The following is a 16862-nucleotide window of genomic DNA, read 5'->3' on the forward strand; positions in this document are numbered from 1 at the left end:
ATGAAGATGACATTCAGGTGGTATGGAGAAGGAAATGATAGTATTTCTCTGGAACACATCAAACAGATACCAGGTGTTGAGGGGATTGTCTGGGCACTTCACGATGTGCCGGCCGGGGAAGAATGGCCCGCAGACAAAATTGAAGAAGTAAAGAACGGGGCTGAACGACACGGTTTAAATATAGATGTCGTAGAAAGCGTAAACGTGCATGAAGATATCAAACTTGGTTTGCCCAGCCGTGATCACTATATTGAAAACTATAAACGAACAATTGAGAGATTGGCAGCTGCCGGGGTAAAAGTGATTTGCTATAATTTCATGCCGGTTTTTGATTGGACCAGAACCGACTTGTTCAAGGAAATGGAAGATGGTTCGACAGCCCTTTTCTTTGAAAAAGCAAAAGTGGAAGATATGGACCCGTTTGAATTAGTGGATAAGATCTCGAAAAACTCTGCTTTCACCATGCCTGGCTGGGAGCCTGAAAGGTTATCGAAACTAAAGGAATTGTTCGAAGCCTATAAAGATGTAACGGAAGAAGATTTATTCAATCATCTGGAATATTTCTTAAAAGAAATCATTCCTGTTGCTGAAGCAAACAACATTAAAATGGGCATCCATCCAGATGACCCTCCGTTCTCCATCTTTGGATTGCCAAGGATCATAACGAACAAAGAAAACATCAGAAGGGTCCTTTCGCTTGTGGACAGTCCTTCAAATGGCGTGACCCTTTGCAGCGGATCGCTTGGTGCCAATCCTGAAAACAATGTAGCCGATATGGTAAGGGAGTTCGCTGATCGAATTCCGTTCGCTCACATCAGGAATGTAAAGGTATTTGAAAATGGAGATTTCATTGAGACTTCCCACAGGTCAAGCGACGGGTCAGTCGATATCCTCGATATCATGAAAGCCTACCATGAAAAAGGCTTTACAGGATATGCGAGACCCGACCATGGAAGACATATCTGGGGAGAAGAGTGCAGACCAGGTTATGGCCTTTATGATCGCGGATTGGGGATCATGTACTTATGGGGAATATGGGATTCTTTAGAACGTGCAGGGAGGAATTCATGATGCTGCCTCAGCATAAAAGCTTGAAGGGAAAAGTAGCTGTAGTCACAGGAGGCAGCGGGGTTCTGTGCAGCTCGATGGCAAAGGAGCTCGCCAGGCAAGGAGTAAAGGTCGCCATCCTTAATCGAACGGCAGAAAAAGGAGAGGCTGTCGCTGCTGATATCAAAGAGGCAGGCGGCGAAGCCATTTCCGTCTCTTGTAATGTCCTTGATGTTGAAAGTGTAAAAACAGCTGAAAAGGTGATCTTGGAAAAATTGGGTGTTTGCGATATCTTAATTAACGGTGCCGGTGGTAATCATCCCCGCGGTACCACTTCCAATGAAACATTGAAGAAGGAAGACGTGAACACAGAAGGTATCCAAACATTCTTTGATCTTTCTCCGGAAGGCTTTGGATTTGTCTTTGATCTGAATATTCTTGGCACCCTGATCCCGACACAGGTTTTCTCGAAAAACATGATGAACCGTAAAGGTGCAGTCATCATTAACATGTCTTCCATGAGCTCACCTTCTCCGATGACGAAAGTACCCGCCTATAGTGCAGCAAAGGCAGCAATCGATAACTTTACAAAATGGCTTGCTGTTCACATGGCCGACTCTGGTATCCGCATCAACGCCATTGCTCCCGGATTCTTTTTGACAGAGCAAAACAAGGCATTGCTAACAAACGAAGACGGCAGCCTAACAGAGAGATCGAACAAAATCATCTCACATACCCCCATGCGCCGGTTCGGGAAACCCGAAGATTTATTGGGCACATTACTGTGGCTTGTGGATGAGGACACTTCAGGATTTGTAACAGGTATAACGGTCCCTGTTGATGGAGGGTTTATGTCTTATTCAGGGGTTTAATGAAGAGAGTTTGTAAAACCGAAGAAGCACCCATCCAGTTAAAGCTGAGTGGGTGTTTCTTTTCGTGCTTCCCTTATTAATTTGCCGGCATCGAATCCCTCAAACATTTCTTCAAATCAAGAATAGCCTGCATGTGCATGCCTTCATGAAATATCGTGCGGGTAAGCACCTGTTCGATCGTATGCATCCCCATTTCAGTTGGAGGATACTCAACCTCTAATTTCCCGCCGTACGTTTCTTTGATGAAAGAGGGCTGTTTTTTAAGAAGCTCTTTTAATTCATGCAGTGAAGGTGTTTCGGCGCTGAAGTCGGCAGGGGATGTCCCGAAGCCAAACCAGGAATTGAAGTCCTGAGGTACATGTGTTTTATCCTTTGTGACGGCGGCAATCCAGAGGAATTGATCCAAATAGATATGCCCCAAATTCCAGCGGATATTGTTTTTGAATCCGTCAGGGATTTTGTCCGCTTCCTCCTCCGAGACATCTTCGACCACTCCCAGCACATATTGCCGATAGGTCTCCAGTTGAGTGAATAATACTTCATGGCGTTTTTCCATTTGTTCTCCCCCTATATTTGCATTCAATATAAATGATTTCGACATTTATTTAGAGATTCCTTCGAGGGGGCTTACAGTAGTTAGACAAGTGCGAGTGAAGTTATCAAAGGAGAAAAGCTGCTATATATGATATTATTATGAAAAATTAATACGCTCTTCCGATAGGGAGGCTATCTATTCAGCCCGCTGTTCCGTTGAATGGTTTTGTGATTAATTGTAAAAACGGAAGATTATTAGGCTGATCTCGAAGATTATTTAGGGAAACTCGAAGAATAATGACTAAAAACTCGAAGATTAGGCGACTTTTCTCGAAAATTTCAGGCAAAAGTAAAAGATTCTTTGATGAGAAGGCTATTGAGGTTACAAAAGAGTGACAAAGTATGGAGGTCTGCCCTCCTTTCCACGAGGGGCTCTTACGTCCAAAACTATCACCAAAGACTGAGAAAAACATACATAAGAGGTGCACGATATAATGAGCTGGAAACTAAAAAGTTTTAATGAATTATCAACTATTGAATTGTACGCTATTTTAAAAGAAAGAACGCAGGTTTTTGTTGTGGAACAAAACTGTCCTTACCTTGAAGTCGATGGGAAAGATCTTCATTCATATCATCTTTACAAGGAGGAAAATGGGGAAGTGATCGCCTATTCAAGAATTTTGCCGCCGGGCATTTCGTATGAAGAAGCGTCCATAGGGAGAGTCTTTGTGAAGCGTGAATACAGAGGCAGGGGCCTCGCAGGCGAACTTTTACAAAAAGGATTGGACTTCATCCAGGGCGAACTGGAACAAAAGACGGTTAAAATTCAAGCACAGGAATATTTAAGGGACTTCTACGGATCCTTTGGATTCGAGGCGGTAACTGATTCATATTTGGATGATGGCATTCCGCATATTGATATGATATTTGAAAAGTAGATACTGCTCCCCGCTTCTGAAAGATTCCAGAAACGGTAGAAAAGAGAATGGGGGGTGCCTGCCCCCTGAACGGAAAGCTTCAGCGTTACAGGGGCAGGAACCTTTTTGAATAGTTTTACGGTGGTACGTGGCAAAAGCTCTTTCACTAGAAATTATTAGGAACAGTTCAACGTGAGGAATTCATGATGAGGCAAAAATGGGATTATAAGAGTTTGAGTTTGGAGTTACTACTTATAACTTTTTCCCTAAACTAAAAATCACTCTTGCAAACGATTACAAACCTATGATATTTTATGTGTAACCGGTTACACAACCTAGGAGTGAAGTGAATGGTAACGATTAAAGATGTAGCACGGGAAGCGGGCGTTTCTGTAGCGACTGTTTCACGTGTGTTGAATGATACAGGCTATGTAGGTGCCGATACGAGAAAGAAAGTGATGGATGCCATTGCCGCACTGAATTATAGCCCGAATGAAGTGGCGCGCTCTCTTTATAAACGGGAATCGAGGCTGATCGGGCTGCTTCTGCCGGATATTACGAATCCGTTTTTCCCGCAGCTGGCAAGGGGTGTGGAGGATGAACTCAGCCGGTCAGGATTCCGCCTTCTTCTGGGGAACAGTGATGAGAATGTCCAAAAGGAACTGGATTATATCCAGACCTTCGTGCAAAACAATGTGGTGGGCATCATATCGGCTACCAATCACGTTGATTATCAAATTTATAATGAAATGAAACTCCCTCTTGTGCTGTTGGACCGGACATCGGAAGACTACCCGGCCGTCTACGCGGATGGAAGGGAAGGCGGGCGGCTGGCAGCAAGGACGCTCATCGACAAGGGAGCGAAGAGGATCACACTCGTGAAAGGGCCCGCACATGTCAAGCCTGCCCAGGACCGGTACAAAGGAGCGATCGAGGAATTGAGTCAGGCGGACGTTGATTTCTCTGTCTTGTCCACTACGTCCTATTCTTTTGAGGATGCTCAAGGATGGGCAGAAGAATTGTTCGAGAAATTCTCTGATACCGATGGCGTGATTGCAAGTAATGATATAGTCGGGATCGCGATCATCCATGAAGCGCTGAAGCTTGGAAAAAGGATCCCCGAGGACCTGCAAATCATAGGATATGATGATATCCCACAAAGCAGTTTGTCATACCCGACCCTTTCGACCATCAGGCAGCCGGCCTACGAAATGGGGCGCGAGGCAGCTCAGCTGCTCATCAACATCATCAAAAAAGAAAAAGGCATTGAAAAAACGATTCAGATGCCTGTTGAACTCATAGAAAGAAACACGACCCGAAAGGAATGAAGATCATGAAAAAACCAAAGATAGCGGTCATCGGCAGTTCATCGATGGACCTGGTTGTCACATCCAAACGACGTCCGATGGCAGGGGAGACCGTGCTTGGGGAGTCCTTTGAAACGGTTCCCGGAGGTAAGGGCGCAAATCAGGCGGTGGCAGCAGCCCGCCTTGGAGCAGAAGTCCATATGATCGGGTGCGTCGGGGATGACGCCTATGGAAAGGAAATCCTCGAAAATCTGAAATTGAATGGTGTCCATACCGGTTATGTGAAACCGGTTACACATCAGAAAAGCGGAACAGCTCACATTATTTTAGCGGAAGGGGATAACAGCATCGTCGTCGTTAAAGGGGCGAACGATTTCGTCACCCCGAACTATGTGAAGGAAGCCCTGTCCCTTTTAAAAGAATGCGACCTTGTGATGATCCAGCAGGAAGTGCCGGAAGAAACGGTCATCGAGACGGCCCGTTTATGTGATGAAATCGGAGTTCCGCTTTTATTGAACCCTGCTCCTGCCAGGGAGATTCCTGATGAGGTTGTTGAAAAAGCAGCTTATTTGACTCCGAATGAACATGAAGCAGACCTATTATTTAACGGACTTGAACTCTCGAAGGCGCTCGCCAAATACCCGAACAAACTGTTCATCACGGAAGGAGCGGCAGGTGTCCGTTATCATGACGGCAAACAGGAAGTGCTTGTCCCTTCATTTCCTGTAAAAGTGGTCGATACGACAGGAGCTGGTGATACGTTCAATGCGGCATTCGGAACGGCGATCGCAGAAGGACGCGAACTGAAAGAAAGCCTTCGTTTTGCCAATCGTGCGGCTTCGATATCAGTCACCGGATTCGGTGCGCAGGGCGGTATGCCGACAAGGGATGAAGTGGAAAGGGGGCTCCAAGAATGAAACGGAACGGAATGCTGAACAGTCACATCTCGAAAGTGCTCGCAGACCTCGGCCACACCGATACCATCGTGATTGCCGATGCCGGGCTGCCGGTTCCGGCTGGGGTGAAAAAAATCGACCTGTCCTTGAAGGAGGGGGTTCCAACTTTTCTTGATGTGGTGAAGGTGTTTAAAGAAGAAATGGTCGTTGAAAGAGTGACGGCTGCCGAGGAAATCGGGCAGAACCAAACCGTTCACGAGGAACTCAAGACGTTTATGAGAAGTATTGAATACATTTCGCATGAATCATTGAAAGGTCGATTGAAGGACGCGAAAGCAGTGATCCGCACGGGCGAAGTCACGCCTTATGCGAACTGTATCCTTCACGCTGGCGTTACTTTTTAAAAAGTGGTTTGATCACCCCGCGAGTGAAATCATGCAGGGCTGATTGAACAGAGTTTTTTAATTAAAAGGGGTGACAACACATGCAGATCAACATGGAAAATATCCACAAGGCCTTTGGGAAGAATAAAGTGCTCGAAGGTGTCGGCATTCACATCAAGGATGCGGAAGTTCACGCCTTGATGGGCGAAAATGGTGCAGGTAAATCGACGCTGATGAACATCCTGACGGGACTTCATAAAAAAGATCAAGGATCCGTTCAAATCGACGGCAGGGAAAAAACATTCCAAAACCCGAAAGAGGCAGAAGAGTTCGGCATCGCGTTCATCCACCAGGAACTCAATATCTGGCCGGAGTTGACGGTGCTTGAGAACTTATTCATCAATAAGGAACCGGTTACACATTTCGGTCTCATTCAAACGAAAAAAATGAAAGCGATTGCGAATGAGCAGTTCGAGAAGCTGTCTATCTCCATTCCGTTGAATAAAGAAGCAGGGCAGTGTTCAGTCGGAGAGCAGCAGATGATCGAGATTGCCAAAGCGTTGATGACGGATGCAAAAGTCATCATCATGGACGAGCCTACCGCGGCCTTGACGGACAGGGAAATTGAGAAGCTGTTCGATGTGATTCGTTCATTGAAGGAATCGGGCGTGTCCATCGTTTACATCTCTCACCGGATGGAGGAGATTTTCACGATATGCGATACAATCACCGTGATGCGGGATGGCCGGACGGTCGACACGACGCCGATCTCTGAGACGAACTTTGATGAGGTCGTTCGCAAGATGGTCGGGCGTGCACTCACCGACCGATTCCCTGCACGGGATGCGAAGCCCGGCGACTCAATACTCGAGGTGAAAAACCTTACGAGAAAAGGAGTTTTTGAGAATGTGAGTTTCGATGTCCGTGCAGGGGAAATCGTAGGCGTATCGGGACTGATGGGCGCAGGACGGACAGAAATCATGCGAACCATCTTTGGTCTTGACGGTAAGTATGACGGAGACATTTTTGTAAATGGAAAGAACGTGAAGGTAAAGAATCCGAGCCAGGCTGTGGAGCTGGGACTCGGTTTCATCACAGAAGACCGGAAAGAAGAGGGGCTGGTACTCGACTTCCCGATAAAAGACAATATCGTCCTTCCGAGTTTATTTAGTTTTACAGAAAAAGGGATGATCCAATCGAAGCAGGAGCAGGAATTCGTAGATATGCTCATCAAACGCTTGACGATCAAAACGGAATCTTCCCACACCGCAGCAAAGAACCTGTCCGGTGGAAATCAGCAAAAGGTCGTCATCGCGAAATGGATCGGGATCGGTCCGAAGGTTCTCATCCTTGATGAACCGACCCGGGGTGTGGATGTCGGAGCGAAGCGTGAAATCTATCAATTGATGAACGAGCTGACGGACCGCGGGGTAGCGATCATCATGGTTTCTTCCGAGCTGCCTGAAGTGCTCGGGATGAGCGACAGGATCCTCGTCGTCCATGAAGGAATGGTTGCAGGTGAATTATCCAGGGAAGAAGCCGATCAAGAAAAAATTATGACACTGGCAACAGGAGGTCGAATCAATGAATAATGCACTGAAAAGTACAAACCATGTAGGAAGTGTGATGCAGAAACTTGGGCCATTCATGGGGCTGCTCGTTTTATTTGTGACGGTATCCGTGATGAATCCAAGTTTTCTTGAACCATTGAACTTATTGAATTTATTAAGACAGGTTGCCATTAACGCACTGATTGCATATGGCATGACATTTGTTATCCTGACAGGCGGGATCGATTTGTCTGTCGGATCCATCCTTGCCCTATCAAGTGCCTTGATGGCGGGAATGATGGTGTCAGGCATCGACCCGATCCTGGCAATCCTGATCGGATGTCTCTTAGGGGCAGTGATGGGTGCGATCAACGGACTGCTCATCACGAAAGGGAAAATGGCTCCCTTCATCGCCACGCTTGCGACGATGACGATGTTCCGCGGCCTGACCCTCGTGTACACGGATGGAAATCCGATAACGGGACTTGGCGAGAGCTATGCGTTCCAGCTGTTCGGTAGAGGGTATTTCCTTGGAATTCCGGTCCCGGCAGTCACAATGTTTCTTACATTTGCCGTCCTTTGGGTGATCCTGCACAAAACGCCGTTCGGGCGCAAAACATATGCAATCGGAGGAAATGAAAAAGCAGCCTTGATTTCAGGTATTAAAGTGTCGCGTGTGAAAGTGATGGTGTACTCGTTGGCCGGTCTGCTTTCAGCACTTGCCGGGGCGATCCTTACATCACGCTTGAATTCTGCGCAGCCAACGGCCGGTACATCATATGAACTTGATGCGATTGCGGCCGTTGTCCTTGGCGGGACAAGCCTTTCCGGAGGACGCGGCCTCATTGTCGGTACACTGATCGGTGCCTTGATCATCGGAACATTGAACAATGGCTTGAATTTACTGGGTGTGTCATCCTTCTTCCAAATGGTCGTCAAGGGTGTCGTCATCATCATCGCCGTTCTGATTGATCGAAAGAAAGCAGCATAGGAGGATGATCATGAGAAAATTACTCGTATTAATGATGAGCTTGTCTCTCTTATTCCTTGGCGCTTGCTCTTTGCAGCCGCCGGAATGGGCGAAACCGGACGGGAAGAAGAAAGATCCGGAAGACATTAAAATCGGTTTATCCGTTTCGACCTTAAATAACCCATTCTTCGTTTCGATTAAAAATGGTGTTGAAAAGGAAGCGGAAGCACAGGGGATGGACGTCATCGTCGTCGATGCCCAGAACGATGCGGCCAAACAAATCAATGATGTGGAAGATTTGATCCAGCAGGGGGTCGATGTCCTGCTCATCAACCCGACCGATTCTTCCGCGGTTTCAACCGCTGTCCAGTCAGCCAATAGCATCGGCATCCCAGTCATCACCCTCGACCGTTCCGCGGAAAAAGGCGAGGTCGAGACACTGGTCACATCCGATAATGAAAAAGGCGGCGAAATGGCAGGCGAGTATATTTTAGAACAGCTCGGTGAAGGTGCGAAAGTAGCTGAACTCGAAGGAGTGCCTGGGGCATCGGCTACACGTGAGCGGGGCAAAGGGTTCCACAATATCGCGGATGAAAAGCTCGATGTCGTGGCAAAACAGACCGCCAACTTCGACCGGACGGAAGGATTGAACACGATGGAAAACATTCTTCAAGGAAATCCGGATGTCAAAGCGGTGTTTGCGCATAATGACGAGATGGCGCTAGGGGCGTATCAGGCCATTCAAAGCTCCGGCCGCGATGTCCTCGTCGTCGGTTTTGACGGGAATGACGACGCACTGAACAGCATCAAAAAAGGAAACCTATCTGCAACCGTCGCTCAGCAGCCGGTCGAAATCGGTAAGCTTGCCGTCCAGGCGGGAGCGGATGTTTTGCAGGGGAAAAAGGTTGAAGAATTGATTCCGGTTCCGTTGAAGCTTGTGACGGAGGAAACGGGTGTGGAAGGTGAAGAGTGACCTTGGGCTGTGACCAGCGATACATTGAGTCGCCGATAAAGAAAATTCGACAAGTGGCACGTATTTCGGGGGAAGTGGCTTGTAAATTTCGTATTTGGCTCGTAAATCTGAAAAGTGGCTTGTATATTTTAGATTTGGCTTGTAAATCTATTAAACTCGATTGAATCCGCCAAATACACTCTCTCATTCCAAACAAAGCAAAGGGATCGGACCCCTTTGCTTTGTTTTTTTGTTATAAGATCCTTATATGTCCTTTTTCTATCTAAAATCAAAAATATGCTCAGTTTTTACGTCGGGAAAAAGTCCGGGAGCCCTGCCCCATACAGGCTATTGGTTGTCACTACTTGCCCCGGGTACGTTGGCTATTGGTTGTCTGGGCCTGCCCTCCGGAACGTTAAAGCTCCAGCGTGGCGGGAATCTGGTCCCCCAAATCGTCCTACACAAAAAAACCTCAGAGCCCATCGCCCTGAGATTTTATATTAGGCTAACCCTCACTCACTCTCACATTCTTCTCTATTAAAAATACACTCTAATTTTAACAAGATCCTGAATGCTGCCATCTTTAGCACTTCTGCTATACACCCAGAGTTCTCCTGTATCAGAGGTTGGCTGGCGGTCAAATGGAAGAGCTGCCCTGAAGAAACCATAGGCTGGCGCCCCTTCATCCGTCATAGCAAAACGTTCATTTGTCACCACTACACCATTATCATCCCGCAGCTGATAGTTAACTACAGCTTCAAACACCCTGGCATAGCCTTCCACCCGTTGTCCATTGTGAATGAAAGTGCCTGGCAATGGTTTTGTCACAAAGATGTTTCTTGAAGTCGGGATCGGAATGATCAGGTGATAATCCGGCCAGATGACATCCCTTTGGAAGCCGGGACGGTCCGCATTCGCTTGTTCAATGTCAGACACTGAAACACCAAACCGCCTGGAAATTGAATAAAGTGTGTCTCCACTCACAATCTTGTAAGAGAAAGCAGGAACAAGCAGGTGCTGGTCTACGAAAAATAAATCAGGGTTCTCAATTGCATTAATCCCTGCAAGCAGGTCGACATGAGTATCAAACGTTCGGGCAATGGCTGTGAGGGTGTCCCCATTTGCGACAATGTGACTCATAAGTGGAGTCGGTGTTGATGTCGGGATGACCAGCACATCATCCGGAAAGATCAATCCTCTATCAGTCACAGGGGGAAACAAATAGTTCGCTCTTTCAATGGCTGCGACCGTACTCCCGTATGTTGCAGCAATCGAATAGAGTGTGTTCCCCGGCTTCACCGTGTAAATGAGGCCTTTGGTTTGAATCGTCGGCATGTTAAACACCTCCTTTCGTTACCATATATCTTATGAAAAGGGGAAATGGCAGAGAACGGCAGATTCATTACTTAGAGGATATTTAATAGATGAAAGAATTGTCTTTTCTATCAACTCAAATTCTTGTACTAGATTATAACGCTACCTTTTTATCCCCAAGCCAAGGTCCAGCCCCTCCTGCTATATAAAATCATCCCTCTCGATCCCTTCAACAATCAATACTAAAAAAATTCCCCCTTCCCGTAATGAAAAAGTATATTTCTCCCCTCCCAAGACCAAGCTGATACCATTGACGATCAGAAAGGGGACCATTATGTTCTTTAAGAAAAATAAGAAGAGTCCCGGTATAAAGAAACCGAAATCCGAGGAGCGCGAAATCGAGTTGGCTGCATCCTCTGAGGAGTTCACAAAAGCGATACAAACCCGTTTAAACAATAGCTCGGATGTGGTGGTCATCAAGGTGCGTCCGGAACTCACCATCATCTATATAGAAGCGTTAATTGATACGACTATGCTGAATCGTGATATTATCGGCCAGCTCAATGAAACGTCTGTTGATCCTTCGGTAGTGGAAAGTCAGATGCACTCAGGGGACGTTCGCCAGATCATTTCATTGAAGGAAGCTGTATATTCACTGCTGAGCGGAGCTGTGCTGATTCATATTGAAGGATTTCCTTCTGTCATATCGGTGATGATTCCAACCACGGACCGGCGTTCTTTGGCAAAGCCTGAGAATGAATCCATTGTGATTGGTCCCCAGCTCGGGTTCAATGAAAGTCTTGCGACGAATATTTCGCTGGTCCGGCGATATTTAGTGAATCCCGATTTGACTACTGTATCCATGAGCCTTGGGGAACAGACCCGGACCGCCATCTCTGTCATGTACATAAATGGGATCGCCTCAGATGAAATGGTGGAAACAGTCAAACAGCGAATCGATAACATTTCCCTAGACGGTGTCATGGACAGTTCTGTCCTCATGCAGCTGATCGACGATAATTCAATGAGCATCTTTCCACTGATGGTGCTGACAGAAAGGCCGGATCGTGCTTGTTCATGGCTGCTTAATGGAAAGATCATCATCCTTGTTGACGGGAGCTCCCTGGTGATCGGATGTCCTCAAAGCTTCGTCGAGTATTTTCAAAGCATGGAGGATCAAAACGTCAAGTGGCAAGTCGCTTCTTTCTTCAGAATCTTGCGCATGATCGCGATGATGCTGTCTGTTTTTTTTACAGCGATTTATGTGGCATCTTTGACTTTTCATTATGAGATCATTCCTCAGCCGCTCCTCATTCCCTTGAGTGAGTCGCGTTCGAGGGTCCCGTTCCCGCCTATCATCGAAGCGCTGCTGTTGGAATTTATCATTGAATTACTGAGGGAAGCAGGGGCGAGGCTGCCGACTAAAGTAGGGCAGACGATGGGGATCGTGGGAGGTATTGTCATCGGGACGGCTGCGGTGCAGGCAGGGTTCACGAGCAATATTCTCATCATCATCGTAGCCCTTGGAGCGCTTGCGTCTTTCACTACCCCAAACTTCATGATGGGGAATGTCATCCGGATCCTGCGGTTTCCAATCATTATTTTAGCGGGGTTCTGGGGATTTTATGGGACAATGTTTGCCTTTTGTTTCCTGCTCATTCACCTCTTGAGGCAATCAAGCCTGGGTAGTCCATTTTTGGCTCCGTTTTATCCGGTTCGGTTAAGGGATTGGGCGAATAGTGTTGTTCGGCTGCCACTCAACTTAACGTCGAAACGTCCGTATCAGACTAGACCGCTTAATTCTAAAAAGTACGATCCAAAGAAATGATTAAAGGCAATGGAGAGGAGGGAGCAATCAAATGAATGTATCTATATACCCTAAACAGCAAAAGCTTGTCAATGCCTTGCTTGTCATGTTCATTATCCATTCTGCACAATTGGGAGTTGGCGTCCAAGGATTTCAGAGAATCATTTATGTGGAAGCGAAACATGACGCATGGGTGTCGGTCATTCTTTCCGGGGTCATCACTAGCATAATCGGTTTTATCATGGTGAAGACTCTGAATGCCTATGAAAGTGCTGATTTATATGGGATTCAAAGAGACGTTTATGGCAAATGGATAGGGACTTTCCTCAATCTTGTGTTTGTTTCATATTGCCTTGGTGCTTTTCTTGTGATCATCCGGAATTATATTGAAGTGGTTCAAGCTTGGGTCTTTCCTGAGGTCCCTACCTGGTTTATTGCCTTTACCCTTATGCTCTTGGTTTTATATGGGGCATTGGGAGGGTTCCGTATCATCGTCGGGGTCAGCTTCTTCAGTGTATTTTTGGCGCTTTGGCTATTGGGGCTTCTGGGCTACCCCCTTCAATTTATCGATTGGAAAAATATCATACCCATGTTTGAATCGAACACGAAGGAAATTTTAAAAGGTACATATGCAATGACGTTTACCGTCATCGGATTTGAACTGATTTATACCTTTTATCCGTATATAAAAGAAAAACAGAAAACAACCCGGTATATGCAAATCGGATTAGTGTACACGACCTTCCTTTATTTAACCGTCATGGTGGTCTCTCTTCTCTATTTCAGCGGGGGTCAGCTTGAGCGGACAATCTGGGCAACCTTGTCTTTATTTAAAATTGTTCGCCTTCCTTTCATCGAACGGTTTGAATATGTGGCCATTACGTTTTGGATGCTAATCATCCTTCCAAATCTCATGCTGTACCTTTGGTCTGCGTCAAGGGGGATGGCTCGCATCTTCCGGAGGAAAGAAGCAGCGTTTATTTGGATTTTTTCCTTGATCCTGTTTGTCGTCCTCCAATTTTTCGTGACAAGAGTGCAAATTAACACTCTCAGTGATTATTTTGGAAAAGTCTCGTTTTATGTTGTCTATTGTTATCCCATAGTCCTTTATATATTTGTTTTGATAAAGAAAAAAGTATCAAGGAAGGCGGGAAAGCATGTATAAAACGAATCGATTGTTATTGGGGCTTTTTGTCCTCACATTTCTTACTTCCTGCGCAGATCCGAGTACGCTTGAGAAAATCGGTATGATCACCACGGTAGGCTATGACACAACGGATGGAGAGGAGATTAATACAACGACCCTGATTCTTGAAACAGACCCGCAATCCATGGACAGTACGATTGTCATTTCCAGTAGCGCACTGACAAGTAAAGGGGCAAGATTAAAGGGGAGCCTCAAATCACAGAAAAAATTAGAGTCGGGTCAATTGAGGGTAGCCCTTTATGGTAAGGAAGTGGCTGATAAAGGGATCATCAACTTGGTGGATACCCTTAGCAGGGATCATGCAATCAGTGATCTAACCTATTTGGCTGTGGTCGATGGAAAAGCGAGTGAAATCCTGGAACAAAAATACGAACAATTTTCTGATGCTGGGCAATATGTGTATAAAGAGATTGAACAGAACATCAAAGGGGAAACGATTCCCTCACCGACTCTTCATGAAATGCTCCATGATTATTATTCCATCGGAAATGATCCACTGCTGCCGCTCATCAAGCTGGAAGACGATATGATCACGATTACGGGGATGGCCATTATGAAAGATGACAAAATGGTGGGGCGGATTTCTCCCATCGAGTCCTTCTATGTCAAACTGGTCAACGATCATTACGATGCCGGGAATTTCGAATTGACGCTTAAGACCGGAGATGACTCGAAATTAATGAAAGGCCAGGATTCTTCCAAAAAGCTTGCAGTCGCCCTGGATACCATCAAAAGCAAAAGCAAAATCAAACTTGTAGATGAGAAGGCGTTAGAGTTTGATCTGAAAATATCAATGAATGCACGATTACAGGAAATCAACCAGAAGGTTGATTTGAAGAATACTAAGAACCTTAAAATTCTCGATGAAAAAATCAGTCAGGAAATGAAAAAAGAAATCAAGAAGTTAATCGAGTATTGTCAGTCTGTTGATTCTGATGTCATTGGATTTGGAGAAGTGTATCGCAGTACGGTCCCCAATTCAAATCTTACGAAGAAAAAATGGCATTCGATGTACAAAGATATTAAAGTAAACGTCAATATCGACTTTCAAATTGTTCGAACTGGAGTGGTGGAGTGAGGTTCCATCTTCTTCTCATGAGTTAGAGGGGAAACTGAAAATCCCACCTGCTTCATTCTTGTGTTCACGTTCCAGCCATAATTAACAGAAATCCCCTAAACAAGTCAACACATATCCCTGTTATAGTTATAATACAATGAATGTTGGGTAGGTAAGGGATAAGAATGACAATTCTACAGTGAATTTAGGGGAAATGGATCATGACACTAAAAAAGATTAAAAGTATCCTGTTTATGCTGCTTGGACTCATATCACTCGCGTTCGGGATTGCCGGCACAGTGCTTCCTGTCCTTCCGGGCGGACCGTTTTATTTATTTGCAGCTTACTGCTTTGCGAAAAGCTCCAAGCGGATCGAAAACTGGTTTAAAAACACAACCATATATGAGAAGTATGTTGTAGGTTTCCTTCAAAAGAAAGGGATGACCCGGAAAGAAAAAATTCGAATCAACGTGACGGCTGATTTCTTTATCCTGATGTCCGTCGTGCTCGTTGACATCCTATTTGTCAGAATCATATTGATAGGGCTCGCCTTATACAAACATTATTATTTTATTAAAAAGATCAAGACCCTTCACCCGGAATCAGGGGGAGAAGAGTTGAATGAACACATAAATTAATTATTGGGGCCTGCCCCCGATACGTTAAAGTTTCAGCGTATCGGGGGGCAGGTCCTTTTTAATGGAAAACGCGAGATTATTGAGTAAAACTAAAAGATTAATATTAATTGGTAAAACTCTGATAAAACTAAAAGATTATTGCCTGAAACTAAAAGATTATCCGGTGTAGCTCAAAGATTAATACCTAAATTTAAAGAAAAGGAGTCAATTATTGTTCATGAATCTGTTTTCTTACCATATTTCTGCTTTTCGTACGTTAAAATGGAGTGGGAACACGTACTCTATTCAAAATTACGTTCAACGAGCAAAGTCATTATCTTGTCTGTAAAACATAGAGACGTACATAAAAGAGGAGTGGAAATGCAATGATGATTCAAGACGATCTATACGGGGAGTTTGAAGTGGAAGATGTCCTCGCTGACTTGATTAAGAGTGAAGCAGTCCAGCGGTTGAAAGGGGTCCACCAGGGAGGGGCGAGTTTTCTTGTCAATGAAGGTTGGAACGTCACACGGTATGAGCATTCAATCGGTGTGATGCTTTTGATCCGAAAGGTAGGAGGATCCATTGAAGAACAGATTGCAGGGCTGCTGCATGATGTGTCCCACACGGCTTTTTCCCATGTGATTGACGGGGTGACGGAGAATCTGGATGAAGATTATCACGAAGAAATTATGGGGGAAGTCATCGGACAATCGGATATCCCACAAATCCTCGAGCACCATCACTATGATTACAGGGAGATTCTGCTCGACGATTCAAAGTGGACACTGCTTGAACAGCCTGCACCGGATCTTTGCGCTGACAGGGTTGATTATACGCTGCGGGATATGTATCGATATGGTTATATATCACTTGAAGAGGCCCATGGTTTTCTGGGCAGCCTGATTGTTGCAGAGGGTAAAATGTGTCTGAAGACCATCGGTGCAGCCGTATGGTTTGTAGAAACGTATTATAAAGAAGTGATTGACTTCTTCCTGGATCCATTGAATATATATGCCCATCAATCTCTATCAAAGGTGCTCAAATTGGCTCTGGATAAAGGTGTGATGGGACTAGAAGATTTATTAAAAAAAGATAAAGAAGTGTTCGAACTGCTGCGAACTTCAGAAGACCATGAGATCAAGTCTTTGTTAGAAGAAATCAGCAGACCGGTCGAGCTGGATGAAAATAGGGTGAATTATGATATTCATCATAAAGGAAAAGTCAGGTTGATTGATCCGTTGGTACTGCTGAAAAACGGGATAGTGAGGGCATCAGATGTTTCGGAGGAAGTGAGGAAGAGCGGGGAGGCGGCTTTTGAAAAAAGTAACAAAGGCGTATATCTGAAGGTGAAAAGGCTGGGGAGCAGCAGTTTTCAAACAAAGTGAGATTGAGTATCTGACCCCTGGTACGTTACGATTCTGTGTGCCAG

Annotated in this window: 16 protein-coding genes; 14 read left to right on the forward strand and 2 right to left on the reverse strand. The window is 45.5% G+C overall.

Annotation, left to right across the window (positions count from 1 at the left end; all coding sequences use genetic code 11):
- A complete protein-coding gene (uxuA, locus tag ACXAFV_RS11895) occupies positions 1–1071 on the forward strand; it encodes a mannonate dehydratase (RefSeq protein WP_475126708.1) in 1071 nt (356 codons plus the stop codon).
- Positions 1071–1919, forward strand: coding sequence for an SDR family oxidoreductase (locus ACXAFV_RS11900; protein ID WP_475126938.1), 849 nt, complete (start codon positions 1071–1073; stop codon positions 1917–1919). Before uxuA ends, ACXAFV_RS11900 begins: the two co-directional genes overlap by 1 nt.
- Positions 1920–1995: 76 nt before the next feature.
- On the opposite strand, the gene ACXAFV_RS11905 is transcribed toward ACXAFV_RS11900, so the two are convergent.
- A complete protein-coding gene (locus ACXAFV_RS11905; RefSeq protein WP_475126710.1) occupies positions 1996–2475 on the reverse strand; it encodes a DinB family protein in 480 nt (159 codons plus the stop codon).
- Positions 2476–2947: 472 nt separating this feature from the next.
- Between ACXAFV_RS11905 and ACXAFV_RS11910 the strand changes: the two genes are divergently transcribed.
- The 7 genes from ACXAFV_RS11910 to rbsB all read left to right on the forward strand — a co-directional run bounded on the left by ACXAFV_RS11910 (position 2948) and on the right by rbsB (position 9449).
- Positions 2948–3391, forward strand: a complete 444-nt coding sequence (locus tag ACXAFV_RS11910; protein ID WP_475126711.1) for a GNAT family N-acetyltransferase — start codon at positions 2948–2950, stop codon at positions 3389–3391.
- A 329-nt stretch (positions 3392–3720) separates the two neighbouring features.
- Positions 3721–4698, forward strand: coding sequence for a LacI family DNA-binding transcriptional regulator (locus ACXAFV_RS11915; RefSeq protein WP_475126712.1), 978 nt, complete (start codon positions 3721–3723; stop codon positions 4696–4698).
- 5 nt (positions 4699–4703) lie between these two features.
- On the forward strand, positions 4704–5594 hold the full coding sequence (gene rbsK / locus ACXAFV_RS11920) for a ribokinase (protein WP_475126714.1): 891 nt from the start codon (positions 4704–4706) through the stop codon (positions 5592–5594).
- A complete protein-coding gene (gene rbsD, locus ACXAFV_RS11925) occupies positions 5591–5977 on the forward strand; it encodes a D-ribose pyranase (protein WP_475126716.1) in 387 nt (128 codons plus the stop codon). The genes rbsK and rbsD overlap by 4 nt, the downstream gene beginning before the upstream one ends.
- An 80-nt stretch (positions 5978–6057) precedes the next feature.
- On the forward strand, positions 6058–7548 hold the full coding sequence (locus ACXAFV_RS11930; RefSeq protein ID WP_475126717.1) for a sugar ABC transporter ATP-binding protein: 1491 nt from the start codon (positions 6058–6060) through the stop codon (positions 7546–7548).
- Positions 7541–8497 (forward strand): ribose ABC transporter permease RbsC, encoded by a 957-nt coding sequence (rbsC, locus tag ACXAFV_RS11935; protein WP_475126718.1) that lies wholly within the window; start codon positions 7541–7543, stop codon positions 8495–8497. Before ACXAFV_RS11930 ends, rbsC begins: the two co-directional genes overlap by 8 nt.
- Positions 8498–8507: 10 nt before the next feature.
- Positions 8508–9449 (forward strand): ribose ABC transporter substrate-binding protein RbsB, encoded by a 942-nt coding sequence (rbsB, locus tag ACXAFV_RS11940; protein WP_475126719.1) that lies wholly within the window; start codon positions 8508–8510, stop codon positions 9447–9449.
- Between the two features lie 516 nt (positions 9450–9965).
- Here rbsB and ACXAFV_RS11945 read toward each other — a convergent pair.
- Positions 9966–10763, reverse strand: coding sequence for a LysM peptidoglycan-binding domain-containing protein (locus tag ACXAFV_RS11945; protein WP_475126720.1), 798 nt, complete (start codon positions 10761–10763; stop codon positions 9966–9968).
- A gap of 313 nt (positions 10764–11076) precedes the next feature.
- Here ACXAFV_RS11945 and ACXAFV_RS11950 point away from each other — a divergent pair, with 313 nt between their 5' ends.
- From ACXAFV_RS11950 to ACXAFV_RS11970, 5 genes are all read left to right on the forward strand, one after another.
- Positions 11077–12570 carry a spore germination protein gene (locus tag ACXAFV_RS11950; RefSeq protein WP_475126721.1) on the forward strand — a complete coding sequence of 498 codons (1494 nt, stop codon included), beginning with the start codon at positions 11077–11079 and terminating at the stop codon, positions 12568–12570.
- Between the two features lie 31 nt (positions 12571–12601).
- Positions 12602–13714 (forward strand): GerAB/ArcD/ProY family transporter, encoded by a 1113-nt coding sequence (locus ACXAFV_RS11955; RefSeq protein ID WP_475126722.1) that lies wholly within the window; start codon positions 12602–12604, stop codon positions 13712–13714.
- Positions 13707–14834 carry a Ger(x)C family spore germination protein gene (locus tag ACXAFV_RS11960; protein WP_475126724.1) on the forward strand — a complete coding sequence of 376 codons (1128 nt, stop codon included), beginning with the start codon at positions 13707–13709 and terminating at the stop codon, positions 14832–14834. Before ACXAFV_RS11955 ends, ACXAFV_RS11960 begins: the two co-directional genes overlap by 8 nt.
- A gap of 200 nt (positions 14835–15034) precedes the next feature.
- Positions 15035–15451 (forward strand): YbaN family protein, encoded by a 417-nt coding sequence (locus ACXAFV_RS11965; RefSeq protein ID WP_475126725.1) that lies wholly within the window; start codon positions 15035–15037, stop codon positions 15449–15451.
- 365 nt (positions 15452–15816) lie between these two features.
- Positions 15817–16818 carry an HD domain-containing protein gene (locus ACXAFV_RS11970; RefSeq protein WP_475126726.1) on the forward strand — a complete coding sequence of 334 codons (1002 nt, stop codon included), beginning with the start codon at positions 15817–15819 and terminating at the stop codon, positions 16816–16818.
- Positions 16819–16862: the final 44 nt, after the last annotated feature.

The organism is Rossellomorea sp. ABR4_012 (genome assembly GCF_056159545.1).

What these genes read in the sequence shown, in the direction of transcription:
- uxuA (WP_475126708.1), top strand. Translation starts at nt 1, where the DNA reads ATGAAGATGACATTCAGGTGGTATGGAGAAGGAAATGATAGTATTTCT.
- ACXAFV_RS11900 (WP_475126938.1), top strand. Translation starts at nt 1,071, where the DNA reads ATGCTGCCTCAGCATAAAAGCTTGAAGGGAAAAGTAGCTGTAGTCACA.
- ACXAFV_RS11905 (WP_475126710.1), bottom strand. Translation starts at nt 2,475, where the DNA reads ATGGAAAAACGCCATGAAGTATTATTCACTCAACTGGAGACCTATCGG.
- ACXAFV_RS11910 (WP_475126711.1), top strand. Translation starts at nt 2,948, where the DNA reads ATGAGCTGGAAACTAAAAAGTTTTAATGAATTATCAACTATTGAATTG.
- ACXAFV_RS11915 (WP_475126712.1), top strand. Translation starts at nt 3,721, where the DNA reads ATGGTAACGATTAAAGATGTAGCACGGGAAGCGGGCGTTTCTGTAGCG.
- rbsK (WP_475126714.1), top strand. Translation starts at nt 4,704, where the DNA reads ATGAAAAAACCAAAGATAGCGGTCATCGGCAGTTCATCGATGGACCTG.
- rbsD (WP_475126716.1), top strand. Translation starts at nt 5,591, where the DNA reads ATGAAACGGAACGGAATGCTGAACAGTCACATCTCGAAAGTGCTCGCA.
- ACXAFV_RS11930 (WP_475126717.1), top strand. Translation starts at nt 6,058, where the DNA reads ATGCAGATCAACATGGAAAATATCCACAAGGCCTTTGGGAAGAATAAA.
- rbsC (WP_475126718.1), top strand. Translation starts at nt 7,541, where the DNA reads ATGAATAATGCACTGAAAAGTACAAACCATGTAGGAAGTGTGATGCAG.
- rbsB (WP_475126719.1), top strand. Translation starts at nt 8,508, where the DNA reads ATGAGAAAATTACTCGTATTAATGATGAGCTTGTCTCTCTTATTCCTT.
- ACXAFV_RS11945 (WP_475126720.1), bottom strand. Translation starts at nt 10,763, where the DNA reads ATGCCGACGATTCAAACCAAAGGCCTCATTTACACGGTGAAGCCGGGG.
- ACXAFV_RS11950 (WP_475126721.1), top strand. Translation starts at nt 11,077, where the DNA reads ATGTTCTTTAAGAAAAATAAGAAGAGTCCCGGTATAAAGAAACCGAAA.
- ACXAFV_RS11955 (WP_475126722.1), top strand. Translation starts at nt 12,602, where the DNA reads ATGAATGTATCTATATACCCTAAACAGCAAAAGCTTGTCAATGCCTTG.
- ACXAFV_RS11960 (WP_475126724.1), top strand. Translation starts at nt 13,707, where the DNA reads ATGTATAAAACGAATCGATTGTTATTGGGGCTTTTTGTCCTCACATTT.
- ACXAFV_RS11965 (WP_475126725.1), top strand. Translation starts at nt 15,035, where the DNA reads ATGACACTAAAAAAGATTAAAAGTATCCTGTTTATGCTGCTTGGACTC.
- ACXAFV_RS11970 (WP_475126726.1), top strand. Translation starts at nt 15,817, where the DNA reads ATGATGATTCAAGACGATCTATACGGGGAGTTTGAAGTGGAAGATGTC.